Here is a 23,882-nt window from a genome sequence, read left to right on the forward strand (position 1 = left end):
GGAGGGGTATCAGCTTCGGTCTCAGTCGGTTATATCCCCCGGTGAGGGGATGGGGGTAACGGCTCGCCGCGACACGGGCGGGCAATACCATAAACAAAACGCCCGTACTGTTAGTATCGGGAGCGGTCGAGGTTCCACGTCCCTAGTATTGGGTGGGAACCATCGCGTTCTGCCGGTACGCGTCACCCCGTCCCGGGTGTCTGCTGCGGGCAATGAACACTTCCGTTCAAAGATGAGGAAATGGAGCTCCCTGTGACTGAAAGCAAGAACTCCTTCAATGCCAGGCGCACCCTTGAGGTCGGCGACAAGTCCTACGACTACTTCGCCCTCGACGCCGTGCCGGGCATGGAGAAGCTGCCGTACTCCCTGAAGGTTCTCGGCGAGAACCTGCTGCGCACCGAGGACGGCAAGAATGTGACCGAGGATCACATCAACGCCATCGCCAACTGGGATCCGAAGGCCGAGCCCTCGACCGAGATCCAGTTCACCCCGGCCCGCGTTCTGATGCAGGACTTCACCGGTGTCCCCTGCGTCGTCGACCTGGCCACCATGCGCGAGGCCGTCCAGACCCTCGGCGGCGACCCGAATCAGGTCAACCCGCTGAACCCCGCGGAGATGGTCATCGACCACTCCGTCATCATCGAGGCCTTCGGCTCCACCGACGCCCTCGAGAAGAACGTCGAGATCGAGTACCAGCGCAACGAGGAGCGCTACCAGTTCCTGCGCTGGGGCGCCGAGAACTTCTCCAACTTCCGCGTGGTGCCCCCGGGAACCGGCATCGTCCACCAGGTCAACATCGAGTACCTGTCCCGCGTCGTCTTCAACAACGAGGGCCTGGCCTACCCGGACACCTGCATCGGCACCGACTCCCACACCACCATGGAGAACGGCCTGGGCATCCTGGGCTGGGGCGTCGGCGGCATCGAGGCCGAGGCCGCCATGCTCGGCCAGCCGGTCTCCATGCTCATCCCCAAGGTCGTCGGCTTCAAGCTCTCCGGTGACATCCCGACCGGCGTCACCGCCACCGACGTCGTCCTGACCATCACCGACATGCTGCGCCAGCACGGCGTCGTCGGCAAGCTGGTCGAGTTCTTCGGCGCCGGCGTGGCCAACCTCCCGCTGGCCAACCGCGCCACCATCGGCAACATGTCCCCGGAGTTCGGCTCCACCGCCGCCATGTTCCCGATCGACGCCGAGACCATCGACTACCTGCGTCTGACCAACCGCGACGAGGAGACCCTGGCACTGGTCGAGGCCTACGCCAAGGCCCAGGGCATGTGGCTGGACCCGGAGAACGCCCCCGAGCCGGAGTTCTCCGAGTACCTTGAGCTGGACCTGTCCACCGTCGTGCCGTCCATCGCCGGCCCGAAGCGCCCGCAGGACCGCATCGAGCTGACCAAGTCCAAGGAACAGTTCCGCGAGGATCTCCTCAACTACGCCGGCACCTCCGGCAACCCGGACGTCCAGAACTACGTCGCCGAGGGCGGCAGCACCGGCGACCGCGGTCAGGCCCGCGACTGGGCCACCGTCGGCCCCGAGTCCCAGAACCTGTTCCGCGGCAGCGAGGGTCGTGCCACCAGCCCGACCAAGGTGACCTACGACGGCGAGGAGATGGTCCTCGACCACGGTATGGTCGCCATCGCGTCCATCACCTCCTGCACCAACACCTCCAACCCGTCGGTCATGCTCGGCGCCGGTCTGCTGGCCCGCAACGCCAACAAGCTGGGCCTGAAGGCCAAGCCGTGGGTCAAGACCTCCATGGCCCCGGGCTCCCAGGTCGTCACCGGCTACTACGACCGCGCCGGCCTGTGGGAGGACCTGGAGGCCCTGGGCTTCTACCTCGTCGGCTACGGCTGCACCACCTGCATCGGCAACTCCGGCCCGCTGCCGGAGGAGATCTCCGCCGGCATCGACGACGCCGACATCGCCGCCACCGCCGTGCTGTCCGGTAACCGCAACTTCGAGGGCCGCATCAACCCGGACGTCAAGATGAACTACCTGGCGTCCCCGATCCTGGTCATCGCCTACGCGATCGCCGGCACCATGGACTTCGACTTCGAGACGGAGCCGCTGGGCCAGGACCAGGAGGGCAACGACGTCTTCCTGAAGGACATCTGGCCGTCCGCCAAGGAGATCGAAGACACCATCGCCTCCTCCATCTCCAAGGAGATGTACGCCGAGGACTACTCGGACGTCTTCGCCGGTGACGAGCGCTGGCGCGCACTGGACACCCCGGAGGGCGAGGTCTACAAGTGGAACGAGGACTCCACCTACATCCGCAAGGCCCCGTACTTCGATGACATGGAGATCGAGCCGGCCCCGGTCGAGGACGTCTCCGGCGCCCGCGTCCTGGCGCTGCTGGGTGACTCGGTGACCACCGACCACATCTCCCCGGCCTCCACCATCAAGCCGGGCACCCCGGCCGCCCAGTACCTCGACGAGAACGGTGTGGAGCGCAAGGACTACAACTCCTTCGGCTCCCGTCGCGGCAACCACGAGGTCATGGTCCGTGGCACCTTCGCCAACATCCGGCTGAAGAACCTGCTGCTGGACGACGTCTCCGGCGGTTACACCCGGGACTTCACCCAGGAGGGTGGCCCGCAGTCGTTCATCTACGACGCGGCCCAGAACTACAAGGCCGCCGGCACCCCGCTGGTGGTCCTGGGCGGCAAGGAGTACGGCACCGGTTCCTCCCGTGACTGGGCCGCCAAGGGCACCGTCCTGCTGGGCGTCAAGGCCGTCATCGCCGAGTCCTTCGAGCGCATCCACCGTTCGAACCTGATCGGCATGGGTGTTGCCCCGCTGCAGTTCCCGGAGGGCGAGTCCTGGAAGTCCCTGGGCCTCGACGGCACCGAGACCTTCGACATCGCCGGCATCACCGGGCTGAACAACGGCGACACCCCGAAGACCGTGCACGTCACCGCCACCAAGGACGGCGGCGAGAAGATCGAGTTCGACGCGATCGTCCGCATCGACACCCCTGGTGAGGCCGACTACTACCGTCACGGCGGCATCCTGCAGTACGTCCTGCGCCAGATGATCGCCTCCTAGTCGATCACCCCGCAGTTCGCCTGCCCGGAGGGGGCTGTGCCCCGGTTCGCCCATGTGGCCGGCCGGGAGCGCAGCCCCCTCCCCCATTTCCCGCTCTTTTCCCAGCGCGCTCCCCCGCGACCCCTTCCCCAGAAACAAGGAGGCCTCCATGCCCGTGGTCAGTGACTCCGAGCTCTCCCGCCGCCGCTCCGAGATCCTCGAGGGCGCGCGGCGCTGCTTCGCCGAGTACGGCTACGAGGGGGCGACCGTCCGCCGCCTCGAGGAGGCCACGGGCAAGTCGCGGGGGGCGATCTTCCACCACTTCGGCGACAAGGAGAACCTCTTCCTGGCGCTGGCCCGCGAGGACGCGGCCCGCCAGGCCGAGGTCGTGGCCGAGGAGGGCCTGGTCGAGGTGATGCGCGACATGCTCGATCACCCGGAGCGCCATGACTGGCTGGCCACCCGCCTGGAGATCACGAAGAAGCTGCGCACCGACGCCGCGTTCCGCGCCCGGTGGCAGGAGCACCAGGCCGTCCTCGACGAGGCCGTGCACAGCCGGCTCGCGCGACAGGTGGCCGACGGGCGGATGCGCACCGACGTTCCCCTGGACGTCCTCCACACCTACCTGGAGACCGTGCTCGACGGCTTCATCACCCGCCTGGCCTCCGGACGTTCCACCGAGGGGCTCGAGGAGGTGCTGGACCTGGTGGAGGGTTCCGTGCGTAAGCGCGACGGGTGCGGGGAGTGAAGATACCGCGGTGTCCCGCTTTCGCGTTGTAGACCAAGCGGTATAGACTGAGCGGTATGGCTTCGATTCTCCTTCTCTCCCTGCGTGCCGACAGCCTCGCCCGCGAGGTCGCCGCCGCCGAGTACCGTGACTTTCTCCAGGCCACCGGACTGCGGAGGGAGGAGCTGACGCTGCGAATGCTCGACTCCACGGAGGCCACCGTCGGCGACGTGTCGGGTTTCGACGGCGTCGTGGTCGGAGGCAGCGCCTTCAACATCACTGACGCGCACTGGAGCCCCCTGCAGCGCCACATACACTCGCAGCTCGTCCGCCTGACGGCCTCGGACATCCCGGTGTTCTTCGTCTGCTACGGCAACAGCTGGCTCGCCCACGCCACGGGCGGGCGGATCGGCGACACCCACCCGGAGAACAGCGGGCCCACGCTCGTCGAACTCACCGACGCCGGGCGGGAGGATGTGCTGACGCGGGATCTGCCGATCCGATTCACCTCCCTGACCGGCCACAAGGAAAACATCGTGGAAGTCAGTCAGCAGGCCACCGTGCTGGCGACGGGTCCGACCTGCCCGGTGCAGATGATCCGCGTCGGGGCGGACACCTGGGCCAGCCAGTTCCACGTGGAGATGGACGCCGTGGCCATGAAGGCCCGCATGGACTTCTACTACGACTACGGGTATTTCTCCCCCGGCGACTACGAGACGATCGTGGCCGGCCTGCCGTCGGTGGACACCACCTTCAGTCACCGGCTACTGCAGAACTTCGTCTCCCACAGCACCCGCGTGCGGGCCTACGTCTGAGACGGGGCCCACGGTCGCCCCGCTGTCGCCGGGGGCCGGACTAGAACTCGCTGGCCGGGGTCCCGCCGTCGACGAAGGGCAGGATCTTCTCCTCCGGCAGCTGTTCGCGGGTGGCCATCTCGACGATGACCTCGGCCACGAGTTCGCGGGAGGTCTTGCGGCCGGCGGCGGCGTCGGAGGTGTTCTCGATGACCTCTCCGCCATGGGAGGGCTCGAGCGTCAGCGCCGCGGGCGCCAGGATGAGGTGCTCCAGGCCGGAATCGAGCAGGTGCTCGTCAACGGTCTTCTTGGAGTCGGCGTACGGGTAGAAGGCGTGCTCGGGGTCGACGGTGTGGTTGACCGAGCCGAGGTAGGAGACCATCAGGTAGCGCGGGACCTTCTTCCCGTCCTCCGCGAGCTTCTTCAGACCGTCGATCGAGGCCAGTGCGCCGTCGCGGTCGATGGCGTAGGTGTCGGAGGCACCCCCCTTGCCGCCGCTGCCGGCGGACCAGACGACGACGTCGAACTGGGACTCCAGCTCGGCCCAGTCGTCGACGTCGAGTGCCGTGAGGTCGCGCACCAGCGGGGTGGAGCCGCTGGCCTCGATGTCCGGCGCCTGTTCCGGGTTACGGATCAGGGACGTCAGGTCGTGGCCGAGCTTGACGAGCTTCGGAGTGGCGAGCAGGGCGACCTTGCCATACCCTCCAATAATCAGGATCTTCTTTGCGTCAGTCATGACACCACACTAACGACGTTCACGGCCGCATGCCCGCGACGTATCCCCGGGTGACCACCCGCTGGACCACGCGGGCCACCGGTGCACCCACCCTGGCGAGCCACCAGGCGTGCCGTGAGAAGGCCACGCACCGGCCCGTGACCGTGCCGTCATCGCCCATCGAGACGATGAACGCCTCCTCCCCGCACTCGACGTGACCGGGCAGGGTGCCGTAGACCAGCACCGTGCGTGTCGGGGTCCGCTCCTCCGCCAGGATGAGGCAGGGCGAGAGCGTCGGGCCGAAGCTCAGCCGGACCAGCCGCCCCTCCCGGTTGGCCCGCACCCGCGCGTGGGCGTGCGCCCGCCAGTCCAGCAGCCGTTCACCCGCCGCGGCCAGGCAGCCACTTCCCCGTCCCAGCACGTCCGAATGGTCGACGATCGTCCATTCCGGCCCGAGACCGAGTGCGGCCGGCGGGGTTCCGTCCGCGAGCGCCAGGGAGGCCAGCTGGAGGTGCTCCGGATAGGTCAGGGAGTTCATGGTGCATGAGCCTACCGGCGGCATGCGGGTTTTCTGCCGCGGGCTAGGATTGTGCGCATGTTTGCCATCATGACCGTCACTGGTGTGGACCACACCGGAATCATCGCCGCCGTCACCACCGCCCTGGCGGAACAGGACATCAACATCCTCGACGTCTCCCAGACCATCATGGACAATTACTTCACCATGATCCTGCGGGTCGAGTTCGACGAGAGCGTGCGGGGCATCGCCGCGATCCAGGAGCGCATGACCGAGGTGGAGCAGGCCGAGAACCTGGTCATCCGGATCCAGTCGGAGTCCCTGTTCACCGCAGTCAACGAGATCTAGGACGCTCCCCCACACATGAACCTCAACGTGCATTCCCACCAGATCCTCGACACGATCGAGATGATCGAGAAGTACCGTCTCGACATCCGGACCGTGACAATGGGCATCTCCCTGCTCTCCTGCGCACGCTCGACGATGGAGGAGACCTGCGACGCCGTGTACGAGCGCGTGGTCACCCAGGCCTCCCGCCTCGTCGAGGTGTGCGAGGGCATCGAGGCCGAGCTCGGCGTCCCGATCGTCAACAAGCGCATCTCCGTCACCCCGGTCGCGCTCATCACCGCCGGTGTGGACGGCAACCCGGCCGACGTCGCGCGCGCCCTCGACCGCGCCGCCAAGGAGGTCGGCGTCAATTTCATCGGCGGCTACTCCGCCCTCGTGGAGAAGGGCGGAACCACCGCCGACAAGGCGCTCATCCGCTCCATCCCGGAGGCCCTGTCCGAGACCGATGTCGTCTGCTCGTCGGTCAACATCGCCTCCTCGCGGGCGGGCATCAACATGAACGCCGCCGCAGAGATGGGCCGGGTGATCAAGCGGGCCGCGGAGTTGACCAGGGACAACTCCGCCATCGCCTGCGCCAAGCTGGTCGTCTTCTCCAACTCCGTCGGTGACAATCCGTTCATGGCCGGCGCCTTCCACGGCATTGAGGAGCCCGACTGTGTGGTCTCCGTGGGCGTCTCCGGTCCCGGTGTGGTCAACCGGGCGCTCGGCTCCCTCGAAGGGGCGACCCTCGATCAGGTGGCCGAGGAGATCAAGAAGGCCGCCTTCAAGATCACCCGCACCGGTCAGCTCGTCGGCTCGATGGCCGCCGAGCGCCTCGGCGTGCCCTTCGGCATCGTCGATCTCTCGCTGGCCCCGACGGCCGAGCTGGGCGACTCGGTGGCCCACATCCTCGAGAACATGGGCCTCGACCAGGTGGGCACCCACGGCACCACCGCCGCGCTCGCCCTGCTCAACGACGCCGTGAAGAAGGGCGGCATGATGGCCTGCTCGCGCGTCGGCGGCCTGTCGGGCTCCTTCATCCCGGTCTCCGAGGACAAGGGCATGATCGACGCCGTGCGTTCGGGCGCGATCTCCATCGACAAGCTCGAGGCCATGACCGCGATCTGCTCGGTCGGCCTGGACATGATCGCCATCCCGGGCGACACCTCCGCCGAGACCATCGCCGGCATGATCGCCGACGAGTCGGCCATCGGCGTGATGAACCACAAGACCACCGCTGTGCGCGTCATCCCGGTCCCGGGCACGAAGCCGGGCGACGAGGTCAACTTCGGCGGCCTGCTCGGCTACGCACCGGTCATCCCGGTCAACGAGGTCGGCAACGCCACCTTCATCAACCGCGGCGGGTTCATCCCCTCGCCGGTCCACGGCTTCCGCAACTAGCGCGCCCCACTGGGAGGCCAGGGGGTGACGGAGCTCCCGGCCGTGCCAATCACCCGGTGGGACGGGCGGAAACGGGCGTAATCTGGAGGGAGCCGCGCACCGTTTTCCGGTCCTGACCCGACCGGAGGAGTTGATGATGACACCGTCCAGCAGCACCACCGACAACACCGACGGCTCCCTGCTCGAGGTCTTCGGGGCCGCTCCACCGCACGCCCTGCCCGGCGCGGAGGTCCTCTCCCGGCTGGGCAGCGACCCCGGCGGACTCGACTCCGCGACCGTGGCACGGGCACTGAAGACCCACGGGTCCAACGCCCTGCCGGCCGCCGCCGGGGAGACCCACCTCCAGCGGTTGCTGCGTCAGTTCCACGACCCGATGATCTACGTGCTCATCGCGGCCGGAGTGCTCACCGCCCTGTTGGGAGAGGTCATCGACACCGTCGTCATCGCGGCGGTCGTCCTCGTCAACGCCCTGGTCGGTTACGTCCAGGAGGGGCGCGCCGCCGATGCGCTGGCGGCCATCCGCGACATGCTCTCCCCCGAGTCCGAGGTCCGCCGCGACGGACGGTGGGACACCGTCCCCTCCGAGCAGCTGGTGCCCGGGGACGTCGTACGGTTGCGTGCCGGCGACAAGGTGCCGGCCGATCTACGGTTGCTCGAGACCGGCAGCCTGCGGATCGAGGAATCCGCGCTCACCGGCGAATCGGTCCCGGCGGACAAGGACACCGCGCCCGTCGCCGGGGAGGCCGTCCTCGGGGACCGCTCCTCCATGGCCTTCTCCGGCACGGTGGTCGCCGCCGGCTCCGGCCTCGGGGTGGTCACCGGCACGGGTGCGCGCACCCAGATCGGCCGCATCACCTCGCTGCTCGACGACGTCGAGCAGGTGGCCACTCCGCTGACCCGCGCGATGGGCGCGCTCTCGCGGATTCTCGCCGGGGTCGCGGTGGCGCTGGCAATCCTCATGGTCGTGGTCAACGGCCTGCTCCACGGAACCGGGTGGGCGGATCTGCTGATGTCCGCCATCGGCTTCGCCGTCGCCGCGATTCCGGAGGGGCTGCCCGCCGTCATGGCGATCACCCTCGCCCTCGGTGTGCAGCGGATGGCCGACCGCCGGGCGATCACCCGCCGCCTGAACTCCGTGGAGACCCTCGGCTCGGTCACCACCATCTGCTCGGACAAGACCGGGACCCTGACGCGCAACGAGATGACGGTGCGGGAGGTGTCCACCCGTACCGTCCACTACGAGGTCACCGGCACCGGTTACGCCCCGGTCGGTGAGATCCGGGTGGCCGGTGACGGCTCCCCCGCGGTACTCGACGAGCATCCCGACCTGGCCCGGATGGCGGAGGTCGCGGCCCAGGCGAATGATTCGAGCGTCGAGAAGCGGGACGACCGGTGGGTGCTCGCCGGGGAGCCCACCGACGGCGGTATCCGCACCTTTGCGCTGAAGGCGGGCGTTGACGAGCCCTCCCCGCGGGTGGCCGTCGTGCCCTTCGACTCCGGGTACAAGTACATGGCCACGCTCGACCGGATGGCGGCCGATGGGCTCGTCATCCATCTCAAGGGTGCCCCGGATCGCGTGCTCGACCGCTGTGACCGGCAGTCGACGGTGGGTGGCACGGAGCCGCTCGACCGTGGCCTGTGGGACAGCCGCATCGACGAGCTCGGCTCGCGGGGGCTGCGCGTGCTGGCCGCGGCCCACCGCCCCGCGGACGAGGGCACCACGGAGTTGGGTACCGGGGACGTCGACGCCGGCGGTTTCATCTTCCTCGGTCTCTACGGCATCATCGACCCGCCGCGTGAGGAGGCCATCGAGGCGGTCGAGACCGTGCAGCGGGCCGGGGTGCGGGTGCGGATGATCACCGGCGATCACGCCTCCACCGCCACCGCCATCGCCCGCGAGGTGGGCATCGCCGGCGAGCGCACCGTCACCGGGGCCGAGCTCGAGGCCGCCGATGACGAGGAGCTGCGCCGCATCGTCGACGAGGCCGATGTCTACGCGCGCACCAGCCCCGAGCACAAGCTGCGGTTGGTGCGCGCGTTGCAGGCCACCGGCGAGGTCGTGGCGATGACCGGCGACGGCGTCAACGACGCGCCCTCGCTGAAGCAGGCCGACGTCGGCGTGGCCATGGGCATCAAGGGCACTGAGGCAACCAAGGACGCCTCCGACGTGGTGCTCGCCGACGACAACTTCGCCACCATCTCCGCGGCGGTGAAGATGGGCCGCACGATCTACGACAACCTGCAGAAGGCGGTCGTGTTCATGCTGCCCACCAACGGCGGGCAGGGCCTGGTGATCTTCGTGGCCATGCTCGTCGGCATGACCTTGCCCATCACTCCGCTGCAGGTGCTGTGGGTCAACCTCATCACCGCCGTCACCCTGTCCCTGGCGCTGTCCTTCGAGCCCTCCGAGCCGGGCATCATGGAACGCCGGCCCCGTGATCCCGGGGCCCCGATGCTCACCGCCGAAGGGATCATCCGCATCGCGTACGTCTCGCTGCTGCTCGGTGGTTCGACGATCGGGGTGTTCCTGTGGGCCCAGGGTCTCGGCCAGAGTCTGGAGGCCTCCCGGACGCTGGCGGTCCACACGCTGGTGATCGGGCAGATCTTCTACCTGTTCGCCAGCCGCTTCAGCCGGGTCACCGCGCTGCGGACCGAGCTGTTCACCACCAACCCGCTGTCCTGGCTGTTCATCGGTATCATGCTGGTGCTGCAGCTGCTGTTCGGCTATGCGCCGTTCATGCAGGCCGCCTTCGGCACCACCGCGGTGCCGTTGGGCTCGTGGCTGATCCCTGCCGCGGTCGGCCTGGTCGTCTTCGCTGTCGTGGAGATCGACAAGGCGGTCCGCCGGGCGGCTGCGCACTCCTGACGGTGTCTGCGGGCGGGCCGGGACTTACGCCAGTTCGACGATCTCCATGTACGCGTCGCTCCACAGATCCTCGTCGCCGTCGGGCAGCACGATGACGCGCTCCGGCTCGAGGGCGCGCACCGCGCCCGGGTCGTGGGTGACCAGCACGACGGCGCCGGTGTAGGTGCGCAGGGCGTCGAGGACCTGCTCACGCGACATCGGGTCGAGGTTGTTGGTCGGCTCATCGAGCAGCAGGACATTCGCCCGGGAGGACACCAGGGCGGCGAGCGCCAGTCGGGTCTTCTCACCGCCGGACAGGGTGCCGGCCGGCTGCTGGAGCTGGTCCCCGGAGAACATGAACGCGCCCAGCAGGCCGCGCAGGTCCTGCTCTCCGGCGTCGGGGCAGGCCTCAATGGTGTTCTGCCAGACGGACTTGTCCGGATCGATGGTGTCGTGCTCCTGGGCGAAGTAACCGATCTTCAGTCCGTGGCCGGAGACGATGCCCCCCTCGCCGTCGGTGCGCTCGACACCGGCCAGCAGCTTCAGCAGCGTGGTCTTGCCGGCGCCGTTGAAACCGAGGACGACGACGCGGGAGCCCTTGTCCACGGCGAGGTCCACGCCCGCGAAGACCTCGAGGGAGCCGTACATCTTGGTCAGGCCCTCGGCGAACAGCGGGGTCTTGCCGCAGGGTGCGGGTTCGGGGAACTTGATGCTGGCGACCTTGTCGTCCACCCGCACCTCGTCGAGCTGGTTGACCATTTTCTCGGCGCGCGCCAGCATCTGCTTGGCGGCGGCGGCCTTGGTGGCCTTGGCTCCGAGTTTGGCGGCCTGCTTCTGCAGGGCCCCGGCCTTCTTCTCCGCGTTGGCGCGCTCGCGGCGGCGCCGGGCCTCGTCGGTGGCGCGGGCGTCCTTGTACTTGGAGAAGCTCATGTTGTAGACGTCGGCCTCCGCCCGGACGGCGTCGAGGAACCAGATCTTGTTGCACACGGCGCCAAGCAGCTCGACGTCGTGGGAGATCATGATCAGTCCGCCCTCGTGCTTGGCGAGGAAGCCACGCAGCCAGGTGATGGAGTCGGCGTCCAGGTGGTTCGTCGGCTCGTCGAGCAACAGGGTGGTCTGCGACTTGCCCGATCCGTTGGTGGCGGCGAAGAGAATCTGGGCCAGCTCGACACGACGGCGCTGGCCGCCCGAGAGCGTGTGGAGTTTCTGGTCGAGAATGCGGGCGGGCAGGCCGAGGTTGTCGCAGATCTGGGCGGCCTCGGAATCGGCCTCGTAACCGCCGAGGGAGGAGTACTGTTCCTCGAAACGGGAGTACTTCCGGATGGCCGCGTCGCGCTGGCGCTCGTCCGTGGTGGTCTCCATGATCTCCTGCTGGCGTTCCATGGAGCTACGGAGCTGGTCCAGGCCGCGGGCGGAGAGCACCCGGTCGCGGGCGGTCTGCTCGATGTTGCCCTCGCGGGAATCCTGCGGCAGGTAACCGAGCTCGCCGGAGGAGATCACCGTGCCGCTGTAGGGCTCGGTCTCCCCCGCCAGGATGCGCATGGTCGTGGTCTTGCCCGCGCCGTTGCGGCCCACCAGGCCGACCCGGTCGCCTGCCTGCACGCGCAGGTGCTGTCCGGGGGCGGTGAGCAGAGTGCGGGCGCCGACGCGCACCTCGAGGTCGTTGGTGACAATCACAACTGGCCAGTCTAACAACCCGGTCAAACCGGGCCCGCTCCCCTACACTGAGACCATGTCAGCGCAGCAGGAGGACGCGGGCCAGGACTACATCGTGGAATACCGCGCGGGTCAGTTCCAGAACGGTTCCCTCGTGCTGCGCTTCCGGCAGCAGCCCTCCGAACGCGAGATCCGCCAGGCGCTCGTCGACTTCGGGCTGCCGGCCGGCGTCCTGGAGGAGGTGCGGGCCAGGCCGATGTCGGGGATCCGGATCTGGTCGGAGGCCACGCGGGCGTCCGCGCGCGGCAGCGGTTCCCGTGACGGTCGGTCCGCAGCTGCCGTCGGGGCGGGAGGGGCGGGATCCGCGGCCCGGTCCACCCCGCAGACCACGGTGCAGGGGGAGGAGAAGAAGGGCGGCTGCACGGCGTCCATCATGGTCATCGTGCTGATCTACTTCGTCGTCGTGGGGTTGTTCGCGCAACCGGCGATCAGCTACGGGGAAGGGATGGGAGCGTTCCTCCCGGAGTCGGCGAACCCGGCCGTCGAATGCTTCCGGAGCATCGAGGGGTTCACCCACGATCAGGACGAGGGGCTGCTGGAACAGTTCTTCTCCACGGAGCCGACGGAGTTCCCCGTCACGCCCGCCAACGCGGCGTACTATCTCTCCTGCCTGACGACGGCCTGGGGGTGAGCAGGCGGAAGGCCCGGTTTCCCCGGATGAGGTCGGGGAAACCGGGCCTTCACGGCTCCCGGGTACGGACTAGACCGCGAACCCGAGGGCGCGCAGCTGCTCGCGGCCGTCCTCGGTGATCATCTGCGGGCCCCACGGGGGCATCCACACCCAGTTGAGGACGAGCTTGTCCGCGATACCCTGGCCGACCACGGCGGACTCGGCCTGGTCCTCGAGGACGTCGGTCAACGGGCAGGCCGGCGACGTCAGGGTCATGTTGATGACGGCGACGTCCTCGCCCTCGTCCTCCTCGATCCAGATGTCGTAGACGAGGCCGAGATCGACGACGTTGATGCCCAGCTCGGGGTCGATGACGTCACGCATGACCTCCTCGACGTCCGCGGCCAGGGCGATCTGCTCCTCGGTCTGCGTGGGGCGCTCGCTGGCTCCCTCGAAGTTGGAGGAGCTGGTCTGGTTCTCTTCGGTCATTTCTGCTCCCTAGTGTTGAGTGCGTCGGCGGTCGCGGCCTGGAAGGCCTTCCACCCCAGCAGGGCGCACTTGACCCGTGCCGGGTACTTGGACACGCCCGCGAAGGCGATGCCGTCGCCGATGAGCTCGTCGTCGCCCTCCTCCTTGCCGCGCGAGGTGATCATCTTCTCGAACCCGGCGAGTTTGGCCATGGCCTGCTCGACGGGCTGGCCGATGACCTCCTCCGCCATGACCGAGGTCGAGGCCTGGCTGATCGAGCAGCCCTGTGCCGCGTATGACACGTCGGCGACGGTGGCACCGTCCTCGGACAGGTGCACCCGCAGCGTCAGCTCGTCACCGCAGGAGGGGTTGACGTGGTGGACCTCCGCCTCGTACGGGTCACGCAGGCCGGCGTGCTGGGGGTTCTTGTAGTGGTCCAGGATCACTTCCTGGTACATCGATTCCAGGTTCACTCAGCTCACCCCGAAGAATTCCCGGGCGTGGTTGATCGCGTCCACGAGGGCGTCGATCTCCGCGCGTGTGTTGTACAGGTAGAAACTGGCCCGGGCCGTGGCCTGCGCCTGCATGGTGCGGTGCACCGGCCAGGCGCAGTGGTGGCCCACCCGGATGCACACGCCCCGGTCGTCGAGCACCTGCCCCAGGTCGTGGGGGTGAATCCCCTCGACGTCGAAGGAGATGGCCGAACCACGGTTCTCCGCGGTCTTCGGCCCCACGATGCGCAGGCCCTCGACGGTCTGCATGCGCTCGAGCGCATAGGCCGTCAGATCCTGCTCGTGGGCGTGGATGGCCTCCATACCGACCTCGCTGAGGAAATCGACGGCCGCGCCCAGTCCGACGACCTGGCTGGTCATCTGGGTGCCGGCCTCGAAGCGTTGCGGGGCCGGGGCGTAGGTCGAGCCCTCCATGGTCACGATCTCGATCATGTTGCCGCCGGTGAGGAACGGCGGCAGCTTGTCGAGCAGACCATCCTTGCCGTAGACCACGCCGACCCCGGAGGGGCCGCACATCTTGTGCCCGGAGAACGCCGCGAAGTCGACGTCCAGGGCGTGGAAGTCCACCGGCATGTGCGGCACGGACTGGCAGGCGTCCAGCACCGTGACCGCGCCGACGGCCTTCGCGCGGCGCACCAGCTCATCGACGTCGAGGACGGTGCCGGTCACGTTCGACTGGTGGGTGAAGGCCAAGACCTTGACGGTATCGTCGAGTTCAAGCGAATCGAGGTCGACGCGGCCGTCGTCGTCCACCCGGTACCACTTGAGGGTGGCCCCGGTACGTCGGCACAGTTCCTGCCACGGCACCAGGTTCGCGTGGTGCTCCAGCTCGGTGACCACGACGGTGTCACCCTCGGTGACCCGCAGGTCACCCGCGCGGTCGTCGCCGAAAGTGTAAGCGACGAGGTTGAGGCCCTCCGTCGCGTTCTTGACGAAGGCGATCTCGTCGCCCTCCGCACCCACGAAGGCCGCGATCTTCTCGCGCGCGGACTCGTAGGCGTCGGTCGCCTCCTCCGCGATCTGGTACGCGCCGCGGTGGACCGGGGCGTTGGTGTGGAGCACGAAGTTCTCCTCCGCGCGCCACACCCGCTCCGGGCGCTGCGACGTCGCACCCGAGTCCAGGTAGACCAGGGGCTGATCGTCGCGGACGGTGCGCCGCAGAATCGGGAACTGCGCGCGGATGGCCTCGACGTCCAGGGTTCCGTCTGCTGCGGTGAATTCGCTCATCACAGGAACTGATCGTAGCCGTCGGCCTCGAGCTGATCGGCGAGCTCGGCGCCACCGGTGGTGACGACTTTACCGTCCGCGAAGACGTGGACGAAGTCCGGCTGCACGTAGTTGAGGATGCGCTTGTAGTGGGTGATCAGCAGGATACCGCCGCCGGTCTCCTCCTGGTAGCTGTTGATGCCGTCGGAGACGATGCGCAGGGCGTCGACGTCCAGGCCGGAGTCGGTCTCGTCCATGATCGCGAACTTCGGCTTGAGCAGGTCGAGCTGGAGCACCTCGTGGCGCTTCTTCTCACCGCCGGAGAAGCCCTCGTTGACGGAACGCTCACCGAAGGACTTGTCGATCTGCAGGCTCTCGCGCGCGGTGTTGAGCTCCTTGACCCACTCGCGCAGCTTCGGGGCCTCGCCGCGGATGGCGGTCACGGCGGAGCGCATGAAGTTCGAGGAGGACACACCCGGGACCTCGGTGGGGTACTGCATGGCCAGGAACAGGCCGGCGCGGGCCCGCTCGTCGACCTCCATCTCGAGGACGTTCTCACCGTCGAGGAGGATCTCGCCGTCGGTCACCTCGTAACGCGGGTGCCCGGCGATCACGTACGACAGAGTGGACTTGCCGGAGCCGTTCGGGCCCATGACGGCGTGGGTCTCACCGGAGTTGATCGTCAGGTTGACGCCCTTGAGGATCGGCTTCGGCTCCTCCGCCTCGTTGGACGGCAGGACCTGGGCGTGGAGGTTCTTGATTTCGAGAATGGACATAGAAACTCTTTCGGTAAATTCGGGTCGGCCGGGGCGGGCCGTGACGACGTTGGTTAGGCGGAGACGGACTCGAGCTCGGTGCTGACGCGCGTCTCGAGTTCCTCACGGATGGACTCGACCGGGATGCGGTTGATGACCTCGGAGAAGAAGCCGCGGATGATCAGACGGCGGGCCTCGGCCTCGGGGATACCGCGGGCCATGAGGTAGAAGACCTGCTCGTCGTCGAAGCGGCCGACGGTGGCGGCGTGGCCGGCGCCGGCGATCTCGCCGGTCTCGATCTCCAGGTTCGGGATGGCGTCCGCGCGGGCACCGTCGGTCAGCAGCAGGTTGCGGTTGACCTCGTAGGTGTCGGTGTTCTGGGCGTTGGCGCGGATGAGGACGTCACCGACCCAGCAGGTGCGGGCCTCGGGACGGTCCGAGTCCGGGTCCGCCTGGAGTGCGCCCTTGTACATGACGTTGGAGCGGCAGTTCGGGACGGCGTGGTCGACGAGCATGCGGTTCTCGAAGTACTGGCCGTCATCGGCGAAGTAGACGCCGAGCAGCTCCGCGTCGCCGCCCGGGGCGGTGAACTTCACGCGCGGGACGATGCGGACGACCTCGCCACCGAAGGTGGCGACGTTGTGGCGCAGGACGGAGTCCCGGCCGAGCCTGGCGTGCTGACCCGACAGGTGCACGGCGTCGTTCTCCCAGTCGGCGTCGACGACCACGGTGAGCCGGGCGTTGTCACCGATGACGAACTCGACGTTGTCGGCGTGGGTGCCCGAGCCGCGGTACCGGAGCGCGACAGTGGCGTCGGCGTGGTCGCCGACCTCGATGACCGTGGCGCCGAAGGAGGTGACCCCCTCCCCCTTGCCCGTGATGGTCACGGTGACCGGCTCAGCGTTGACGGAGTCCTTCTCGAACGCGACGTACTGCGCCGAGGGCATGGAGGTCCAGGCCTGGGCGGCGACCCGGTCGGTCGGGGCGCCGGCGCGGCCGAGCCGCTCATCGCCGGGCTGCAGCGTCTCGGTGGTCACACCGGTGGCGTCACCCGGGACGTCGACGGTGACGTCCTGCTCGACGGCCTCGGCGAAGGTGCCGTTGTGCAGGCCACGGAGACGGCGCAGGGAGACGAAGCGCCAGACTTCGTCGCGCCCGCGCGGGATGTCGAAGTCCTCGACATCGAAGGAGCTGAACACGTCACCCTTGGTGTTGTGGGGGGTGGCGTTCTTCACGGTCTGTTCGGTAGCGGTCGTCATTGGGGTTATCCCACCGATCCTTCCATCTGCAGTTCGATCAGTCGGTTGAGCTCGAGGGCGTACTCCATCGGCAGCTCCTTGGCGATCGGCTCCACGAAGCCGCGCACGATCATGGCCATGGCCTCTTCCTCGGCGATGCCGCGGCTCATGAGATAGAACAGCTGCTCCTGGGAGACCTGGGAGACGGTCGCCTCGTGCCCCAGAACGACGTGGTCGTTGCGGATGTCGTTGTACGGGTAGGTGTCCGAGCGCGAGATGTTGTCCACCAGCAGGGCGTCACACTCCACCTGGGAGGTCGAGTGGTGGGCGTTCGCGTTGACCTGAATCAGACCACGGTAGGCGGAGCGTCCACCGCCGCGGGCCACCGACTTGGAGACCACGTTGGAGGAGGTGTACGGGGCCATGTGGGTCATCTTGGCACCGGTGTCCTGGAACTGTCCCTCGCCCGCGAAGGCGACGGAGAGCACCTCGCCACGGGCGTGCGGGCCGGTCATCCACACGGCCGGGTACTTCATGGTCACCTTGGAGCCGATGTTGCCGTCGACCCACTCCATGGTCGCGCCCTCTTCCGCCTTGGCGCGCTTGGTCACCAGGTTGTAGACGTTGTTCGACCAGTTCTGGATGGTGGTGTAGCGGCAGCGGCCACCCTTCTTCACGATGATCTCGACGACCGCGGAGTGCAGGGAGTCCGACTTGTAGATCGGGGCCGTGCAGCCCTCGACGTAGTGGACGTAGGCGTCCTCGTCGACGATGATCAGCGTGCGTTCGAACTGGCCCATGTTCTCCGTGTTGATGCGGAAGTAGGCCTGCAGCGGGATGTCCACGTGGACTCCCGGCGGAACGTAGATGAAGGAGCCACCGGACCAGACGGAGGTGTTCAGCGCGGAGAACTTGTTGTCGCCGGCCGGGATGACCGTGCCGAAGTACTCCTTGAACAGCTCCTCGTGCTCCTTGAGGGCGGTGTCGGTGTCGACGAAGATGACGCCCTTCTCCTCCAGGTCCTCACGGATCTGGTGGTAGACGACCTCGGACTCGTACTGTGCGGCCACACCGGCGACGAGGCGCTGCTTCTCGGCCTCCGGGATGCCCAGCTTGTCGTAGGTGTTCTTGATGTCCTCGGGCAGATCCTCCCAGGAGGTGGCCTGCTGCTCGGTGGAGCGGACGAAGTACTTGATCGTGTCGAAGTCGATGCCGGAGAGGTCCGCACCCCACTTGGGCATGGGCTTCTTGTCGAAGATGTTCAGAGCCTTCAGGCGCTGCTCGAGCATCCACTCGGGCTCGTCCTTCTTCGCGGAGATGTCGCGGACGACATCCTCGCTGAGACCGCGGCGCGCGGAGGCGCCGGCGACGTCCGAGTCGTGCCAGCCATAGTTGTACGGACCGATGGACTCAATGATCTGCTCATCGTTCATCGGGGTCTCGACGCCGGCGCTGTTTGTAGCCTGGGTCATGATCCGCTCCTTTCGTCTGGAATGTTCGTGGTGGGGGTCAGGGGGATGTTGGTGGTGCAGATGCCGTGGCCGTCCGCGATGGACGCCAGCGGCTGGACGTGGAGACCGACCAGCGAGGAGATTGCCTCGTGCTCGGCCTCGCACAGTTCCGGGTGCTCCGCGGCGACCTGCGAGACCGGGCAGTGGTGCTGGCAGATCTGCACTCCGGTGCCGGCCCGGGTCACGGTGGCCGCGTACCCGTTCCGGTCGAATGCCTCGGCCAGTTCACGGGCCGTGTCCTCGACCGCCTCATCGTCGGCGACCGGGGTGACGCCCTCGAAGATCTGTCCGATGCGGCGCCGCGCGAATTCCCGGACGGCCTCGTCGCCGCCGGTCGCCCGGAGGGCCTCGAGGGCCTCCGCCGCGAGATTGTCGTAGGCGTGTCCGAAGTGTTCGCGCCCCCGGTCGGTGAGACGGAAGGATTTGGCGGGCCGTCCCCTGCTCGGGGCGGTGCCGGGACGGTTGCGCGCCCGCCGCTGGAGAACCTCGGCGAGGTCCTCCTCCTCGAGAATGTCCAGGTGTCTGCGCACACCTGCGGCCGAGAGGCCGAGCCGGTCACCGAGCTCCGAGGCGGTGATCGGGCCGTGCTTGAGCAGTAGAAGCATGATCTGGCGGCGCGTGTCCCCCTCGACGGGACGGGTCTCCGTCCCCTGGGTGGTGCGCGAACCGTGGTCAACCACTGCTCTCACCTCCTGACTCCCATGTTGCGTTCGTCGTTTCTTCAAAGCCTCCGTGAAGACTTCTCTCTTTCGACAACACAAGTGTTCCCTAATTCATTCCAGGTGTCCAACGCAGAGCGCTTTCCGTGTCTAATGGGTGTACTGCGTAGGATGTGGCCTTGTGAAACGCGAACGACCGGTGCTCTGGCGCGCCCTGATCTCGGACCTGCCACGGCTCGGCTCCGCGGGCTCCCGGTCCGCGGCCCTGCACCAGGGGGCCGGCGACCGGGACGCCCACGACACGGACCCCACCCCCGGCCCCACCGGCCGGACCCCCGGTCTGGGCTTCCGCGAACTGACGCGATTCCAGCTCCTGCGCTGGATCGGGACCGGCGGTGCCCTGCTGATCGCCCTGGGCGCCCTCGGTGCGGGGGCCCTTCCGGTCGTCGGTAATCCCTACGAGTCCTACCCCGGGGGCTCGCTGATGGCCCGGATGCTGCAGACCTCATCCATCCTCGTCCTGGTCGGCGTCGGGCTTCTCGTGCTGGCCTGGGTGCTGATGGCCCCCTTCACCGGGGCATCACTGCGGCACCGGGAGACACCGCGCCCCACCGTCTCGACGGCACTGTTGCGCCGGACCTTCGCCGCGTGGGTGCTGCCCATTCTGTTCACCGCCCCACTGTTCACCCAGGACATCTACTCCTACCTCGCGCAGGGCTCGATCGTCGCCCGCGGAATGGACCCCTACGCCGCTGGCCCGGTCGACCTGCTGGGACCGGAGGACCCGCTGGCGCGCTCGGTGCCCTTCATCTGGTCCCACTCCCCCTCGCCCTACGGACCGGTGGCGCTCGGCATCGCCGCGGCGATCAGCCGTGTCACCGCCGACTCGATCGTGCTCGGGGTGTTCGCCCACCGGCTGGTCTCCCTCGTCGGGGTGATCGTCGCCGGCTGGGCGGTTTCCCGCCTGGCCCGACGCTGTGGCGTCAACCCCGGCACCGCCCTGTGGCTGGGCGTGCTCAACCCCCTGGCCATCCTCCACCTCATCGGCGGCATCCACAACGAATCAATCCTCCTCGGCCTGATGCTCGGCGGGCTGGAGCTCGGTCTGCGCGGCGTCGACACACTCAACCGGGACGACGCCGACCGCCGGACCGGGATGGGGCTGATCGCTTTGTCAGGCGCGCTGATCACCTGCGCCGGGCTGGTGAAGGTCACCGGCTTCCTCGCTCTCGGCTTCGTCGGTATGGCCCTGGCCAGACACCTGGCGCAACGGGGCCGGCGCGCCGTCACCGCCATCACCTTCGCGGTGATCGTCCAGGTCATCCTTCTGATGGTCACCGTCGCCGCGGTTTCCGCGCTGACCGGCATCGGTCTCGGGTGGGTCACCGGCCAGGGCGGGGCCGCGACCATCCGCAGCTGGATGTCCGTGACCACCGACATCGGCGTGATCGGCGGCTGGCTGGGCATGCTGCTCGGGCTCGGCGACCACACCACGGCCATCCTCACCGTCACGCGCGCCGTCGGCGTGCTGGTGGCCATCAGCTTCCTGGTGCGCATGCTCTTCGCCACGTTCCGCGGCACAATCCACCCGGTCGGGGGCCTGGGGGTGGCCACCTTCGTGCTGGTCATCCTCTTCCCCGTCGTCCACCCCTGGTACATGCTCTGGGCGATCGTCCCGCTGGCGGCCTGGGCCAACCGCCTGGTCTTCCGGATGGCCGTGGTCGTGTACTCCGCCGCGTTCAGTTTCTTCGTCCTGCCGCGCGGCCTCGCCCTGCCCCCGATGACGGTGGTGTCGATCTACGTCGGCTCTGCCGTCACCTTCGCCGTCGTGGTCGCGCTCGGGTGGTGGCTGTTGAGGCGTCGCGGCGTACTTGGCCTACACTGAGTCACCGTGACTGCAACTTTCGATGGATCCGGCCGCAGCGACGAACCGGCCCTGGAACTCCGGGACGTCGTGAAGAACTTCGGCACCACGACCGCCGTCAACCAGCTGACCCTGACGGCGCAGCGCGGTCAGGTGCTCTCCCTGCTGGGCCCCAACGGTGCCGGCAAGACCACCACCATCGAAATGTGCGAGGGCTTCGTCCGGCCCACCTCCGGCCACATCCGCGTCCTCGGCCTGGATCCGGCCACTCAGCCCGACCAGGTGCGGCGTCGCATCGGCATCATGCTCCAGGGCGGCGGCTCCTACTCCGGTATCCGGGTCGGCGAGATGCTGCAGCTGGCCGCCGCCTACAACGACAACCCCCACGACCCCGACTGGCTGATCGAGGTGCTCGGGCTCGAGGGCGTGCGCCGGACCACCTACCGGCGGCTCTCGGGCGGCCAGCAGCAGCGGCTCTCGCTGGCCCTGGCGTTGATCGGCCGTCCCGAACTGATCTTCCTCGACGAACCCACCGCCGGCATGGACGCCCAGTCCCGCCTGGCGGTCTGGGAGCTGATCGCCGCGCTACGCCGCGACGGGGTCACCGTCATCCTGACCACCCACCTGATGGACGAGGCCGAGGCGCTGGCCGACCACATCGTCATCATCGACCGGGGCGCGGTCGTCGCCGAGGGCTCGCCGGCCGAGCTGACCTCCGCCGACGACCGGGGCACCGACCGGCTGACCTTCCAGACCGACGTCCCGCTCGACACCCCGCGTGCCGACGCCGCGCTGGGCCGGGTGTGCGGTGAGGTACCGGCCATCCAGGCCACCCGCCCGCTGCACTACAGCCTCCCCGGGGCCGCCACCCCGCAGCTGATCGCCGCCCTCACGTCCGTGGCCGCCGAGCAGGGGGTGCTGGTGCGCCGGCTGGACGTCGCCCACCGCAACCTCGAAGAGGTCTTCCTCGACCTCACCGGCCGGAGCCTGAGGAGCTGAGACCCACGATGCCAACCATGCCACAGGAATTCATGTCACAGGAACCGACCACCGACGCCGCCCAGCGCTTCCGCCCGGGCACCTTCGCACCCGCGCCGCGGCGGGCCGCTCCGGGCCGCATGGTCGCCGCACAGGGACGCATCGAGACGATCCTGTTCCTGCGCCACGGCGAGCAGCAGCTGTTGAGCATCATCATCCCGCTCGTCATGCTCGTCGTCGCGGCCAACGTGCCCGTCCTCGGCGACGGGACGGGCATCAACGAGATCTTCCCGATGGTGCTGGCGATCGCCGCCACCAGCGCCGGTTTCACCGGGCAGGCGATCTCGCTCGCCTTCGACCGGCGCTACGGGGCGTTGAAGCGCACCGGGGCCTCCGGGGTGCCGGCGTGGACGATCATCGTCGGCAAGATCATCGCCGTACTCGCCATGGTGGCGCTGCAGACCGTCATCCTCGGGGTGGCCGCGCTGCTGCTGGGCTGGCGGCCCGACGCCCTCGGCGTCCTGCTGGCCGTGCTCACCCTGCTGGTCGGCGTCACGGGCTTCACCGCCCTGGGCCTGCTGATGGGTGGCACCCTCAGCTCCGAACTGGTGCTGGCCCTGGCCAACCTCATCTGGGTGATTCTCGTCGGCGTCGTCGGCTGGGTGCTCTACTCCCAGGGGCTCGACGCGGCCGGCTGGTACACCCTGGTTCCCTCCGTCGCCCTGGCATCCGGCCTGACGCTGTCCTTCGATGGGGTGATCCCGTGGACGGAGCTGCTCGTGCTCGTCGGTTGGGTGGTCGTCGCCGCGGCCGCGGCCGTGCGGTGGTTCCGCTTCGACTCCTGACCCGGGACTCCCAGTCCACACCGTGTCGAAGACCACGTGCCACCAGCACCGACGGTTCTGGATTCCAACTCTCGAAAGGTAAGGTGAAAGCCGTGACTGACACCGCGACCGACCGCTCCACGGACCCGCAGAAGGCCCCCTCCACCCCGCCGCAGGGCGGGCAGGGCGTCATGGCCCGCATCCGCTCCTACACCCCCACCCTGCGCGTGCAGCGCGTCCTGGCGATGCTCCTGCTCATTGCCCAGGGCGGCATCACCGTGACCGGCTCCATCGTCCGCGTCACCGGTTCCGGCCTGGGCTGCAACACCTGGCCCAACTGCCATGATGGATCACTCGTCCCGGTCGCCGGCGCCGCCCCGATGATCCAGCAGATCATCGAGTTCGGTAACCGCCTGCTCACCTTCGTCGTGGCTGCCGCGGCACTGCTGGTGTTCATCGCCATGGTCAAGGCTGGCCGTCGCGCCGAGCTGAAGACGCTCGCGTTCGTCTCCGGTATCGGCGTCATCGTCCAGGCCGTCATCGGCGGTATGTCCGTCCTGCTCGACCTGCAGTGGTGGGCCGTCGCCATCCACTTCCTGCCCTCGATGATCCTCGTGTGGATCGCCGCAATCCTCTACACCCGCATCGCCCAGCCCGACGACGGCACAGCCACCCGCCAGTTCCCGGATCTCATCCGCATTCTGGCCTTCGTGGCGGCCGTCTGCCTGGCCGCCGTCCTGGTCACCGGCACCATGGTCACCGGCTCCGGGCCGCACTCCGGTGACGCCGGCGTCGGTATGGAGGGCCGTCTCGAGGTCGACACGCGGATCATGACCTACATCCACGCGGCGGCGATGTACATCTACCTCGGGTTCACTCTGGTCGTCGCCTTCCTGCTCCACCGGGTCAAGGCCGGTGACGCCGCCAAGAGGACCGCCTGGGTTCTCCTCGCGATGATCGTGGTGCAGTGGGCCATCGGCCTCACCCAGTTCTACCTCGGCGTCCCGCGCTGGACGGTGCCCGCCCACATCGCGATGTCCTCGGTCGTCGTCGCCTTCTCCGCCTTCCTCTACGCCCACGGACGCGTACGCGAGGGCGGGACCGGCACCTCCCCCACCGGCTCCCCGGTCGGCGACGCCAGGCTGGCCGCCTCCCGCGCCTGACGCCACCCCCGACGTGGACGGA

General features: G+C 68.2%; 21 protein-coding genes. 11 read left to right on the plus strand and 10 right to left on the minus strand.

Annotation, left to right across the window (positions count from 1 at the left end; genetic code table 11):
* Positions 1–252 precede the first annotated feature (252 nt).
* The 3 genes from acnA (at position 253) to A605_RS07630 (ending at position 4,572) form a co-directional block, all read left to right on the plus strand.
* Entirely contained in the window at positions 253–3,051 is a 2,799-nt protein-coding gene (gene acnA, locus A605_RS07620) for an aconitate hydratase AcnA (protein WP_015400924.1), read from the plus strand.
* Between the two features lie 148 nt (positions 3,052–3,199).
* Entirely contained in the window at positions 3,200–3,778 is a 579-nt protein-coding gene (locus A605_RS07625) for a TetR/AcrR family transcriptional regulator (protein ID WP_015400925.1), read from the plus strand.
* A gap of 56 nt (positions 3,779–3,834) precedes the next feature.
* On the plus strand, positions 3,835–4,572 hold the full coding sequence (locus A605_RS07630; RefSeq protein WP_015400926.1) for a glutamine amidotransferase: 738 nt from the start codon (positions 3,835–3,837) through the stop codon (positions 4,570–4,572).
* A 40-nt stretch (positions 4,573–4,612) separates the two neighbouring features.
* Here the strand turns inward: A605_RS07630 and A605_RS07635 are convergent, their stop codons facing one another.
* Together A605_RS07635 and A605_RS07640 are read right to left on the minus strand one after the other, a co-directional pair.
* Positions 4,613–5,287: an NAD(P)H-binding protein gene (locus A605_RS07635; RefSeq protein WP_015400927.1), complete on the minus strand. Its 675-nt coding sequence runs from the start codon at positions 5,285–5,287 to the stop codon at positions 4,613–4,615.
* Positions 5,288–5,306: 19 nt separating this feature from the next.
* Positions 5,307–5,804, minus strand: coding sequence for a DUF1990 domain-containing protein (locus A605_RS07640; protein WP_015400928.1), 498 nt, complete (start codon positions 5,802–5,804; stop codon positions 5,307–5,309).
* 57 nt (positions 5,805–5,861) lie between these two features.
* Between A605_RS07640 and A605_RS07645 the strand changes: the two genes are divergently transcribed.
* From A605_RS07645 to A605_RS07655, 3 genes are all read left to right on the plus strand, one after another.
* Entirely contained in the window at positions 5,862–6,131 is a 270-nt protein-coding gene (locus A605_RS07645; RefSeq protein ID WP_015400929.1) for an ACT domain-containing protein, read from the plus strand.
* A 15-nt stretch (positions 6,132–6,146) separates the two neighbouring features.
* On the plus strand, positions 6,147–7,511 hold the full coding sequence (locus A605_RS07650; protein WP_027004146.1) for a PFL family protein: 1,365 nt from the start codon (positions 6,147–6,149) through the stop codon (positions 7,509–7,511).
* A 136-nt stretch (positions 7,512–7,647) separates the two neighbouring features.
* Entirely contained in the window at positions 7,648–10,377 is a 2,730-nt protein-coding gene (locus A605_RS07655) for a cation-transporting P-type ATPase (RefSeq protein WP_015400931.1), read from the plus strand.
* Positions 10,378–10,401: 24 nt separating this feature from the next.
* Here A605_RS07655 and A605_RS07660 read toward each other — a convergent pair whose 3' ends face one another.
* The gene (locus tag A605_RS07660) at positions 10,402–12,033 is read right to left on the minus strand and encodes an ABC-F family ATP-binding cassette domain-containing protein (RefSeq protein WP_015400932.1); all 1,632 of its coding nucleotides are present in this window, start codon (positions 12,031–12,033) and stop codon (positions 10,402–10,404) included.
* Between the two features lie 55 nt (positions 12,034–12,088).
* On the opposite strand from A605_RS07660, the gene A605_RS07665 reads away from it, so the two are divergent.
* A complete protein-coding gene (locus tag A605_RS07665; protein WP_015400933.1) occupies positions 12,089–12,703 on the plus strand; it encodes a hypothetical protein in 615 nt (204 codons plus the stop codon).
* A 69-nt stretch (positions 12,704–12,772) separates the two neighbouring features.
* Here A605_RS07665 and A605_RS07670 read toward each other — a convergent pair whose 3' ends face one another.
* The 7 genes from A605_RS07670 to A605_RS07700 are packed head-to-tail and all read right to left on the minus strand — an operon-like array spanning position 12,773 to position 19,052.
* The gene (locus A605_RS07670) at positions 12,773–13,171 is read right to left on the minus strand and encodes a metal-sulfur cluster assembly factor (protein ID WP_015400934.1); all 399 of its coding nucleotides are present in this window, start codon (positions 13,169–13,171) and stop codon (positions 12,773–12,775) included.
* Positions 13,168–13,623, minus strand: a complete 456-nt coding sequence (gene sufU / locus A605_RS07675; RefSeq protein ID WP_015400935.1) for a Fe-S cluster assembly sulfur transfer protein SufU — start codon at positions 13,621–13,623, stop codon at positions 13,168–13,170. Before sufU ends, A605_RS07670 begins: the two co-directional genes overlap by 4 nt.
* Positions 13,624–14,889 carry a cysteine desulfurase gene (locus tag A605_RS07680; RefSeq protein WP_015400936.1) on the minus strand — a complete coding sequence of 422 codons (1,266 nt, stop codon included), beginning with the start codon at positions 14,887–14,889 and terminating at the stop codon, positions 13,624–13,626.
* The gene (gene sufC / locus A605_RS07685) at positions 14,889–15,644 is read right to left on the minus strand and encodes a Fe-S cluster assembly ATPase SufC (RefSeq protein ID WP_015400937.1); all 756 of its coding nucleotides are present in this window, start codon (positions 15,642–15,644) and stop codon (positions 14,889–14,891) included. Before sufC ends, A605_RS07680 begins: the two co-directional genes overlap by 1 nt.
* Positions 15,645–15,697: 53 nt before the next feature.
* Positions 15,698–16,882 carry a Fe-S cluster assembly protein SufD gene (gene sufD / locus A605_RS07690; protein WP_015400938.1) on the minus strand — a complete coding sequence of 395 codons (1,185 nt, stop codon included), beginning with the start codon at positions 16,880–16,882 and terminating at the stop codon, positions 15,698–15,700.
* 5 nt (positions 16,883–16,887) lie between these two features.
* Entirely contained in the window at positions 16,888–18,333 is a 1,446-nt protein-coding gene (gene sufB, locus A605_RS07695) for a Fe-S cluster assembly protein SufB (RefSeq protein ID WP_015400939.1), read from the minus strand.
* Positions 18,330–19,052 (minus strand): helix-turn-helix transcriptional regulator, encoded by a 723-nt coding sequence (locus tag A605_RS07700; RefSeq protein ID WP_015400940.1) that lies wholly within the window; start codon positions 19,050–19,052, stop codon positions 18,330–18,332. Before A605_RS07700 ends, sufB begins: the two co-directional genes overlap by 4 nt.
* 160 nt (positions 19,053–19,212) lie before the next feature.
* On the opposite strand from A605_RS07700, the gene mptB reads away from it, so the two are divergent.
* The 4 genes from mptB (at position 19,213) to A605_RS07720 (ending at position 23,860) form a co-directional block, all read left to right on the plus strand.
* Positions 19,213–20,916, plus strand: coding sequence for a polyprenol phosphomannose-dependent alpha 1,6 mannosyltransferase MptB (gene mptB, locus A605_RS07705; protein WP_015400941.1), 1,704 nt, complete (start codon positions 19,213–19,215; stop codon positions 20,914–20,916).
* Positions 20,917–20,922: 6 nt separating this feature from the next.
* On the plus strand, positions 20,923–21,894 hold the full coding sequence (locus A605_RS07710) for an ABC transporter ATP-binding protein (protein ID WP_015400942.1): 972 nt from the start codon (positions 20,923–20,925) through the stop codon (positions 21,892–21,894).
* A gap of 17 nt (positions 21,895–21,911) precedes the next feature.
* Positions 21,912–22,718 (plus strand): ABC transporter permease, encoded by an 807-nt coding sequence (locus A605_RS07715; protein WP_015400943.1) that lies wholly within the window; start codon positions 21,912–21,914, stop codon positions 22,716–22,718.
* Positions 22,719–22,810: 92 nt separating this feature from the next.
* A complete protein-coding gene (locus A605_RS07720; protein WP_015400944.1) occupies positions 22,811–23,860 on the plus strand; it encodes a COX15/CtaA family protein in 1,050 nt (349 codons plus the stop codon).
* Positions 23,861–23,882 lie beyond the last annotated feature (22 nt).

It is taken from the genome of Corynebacterium halotolerans YIM 70093 = DSM 44683 (assembly GCF_000341345.1).
Classification (GTDB): domain Bacteria; phylum Actinomycetota; class Actinomycetes; order Mycobacteriales; family Mycobacteriaceae; genus Corynebacterium; species Corynebacterium halotolerans.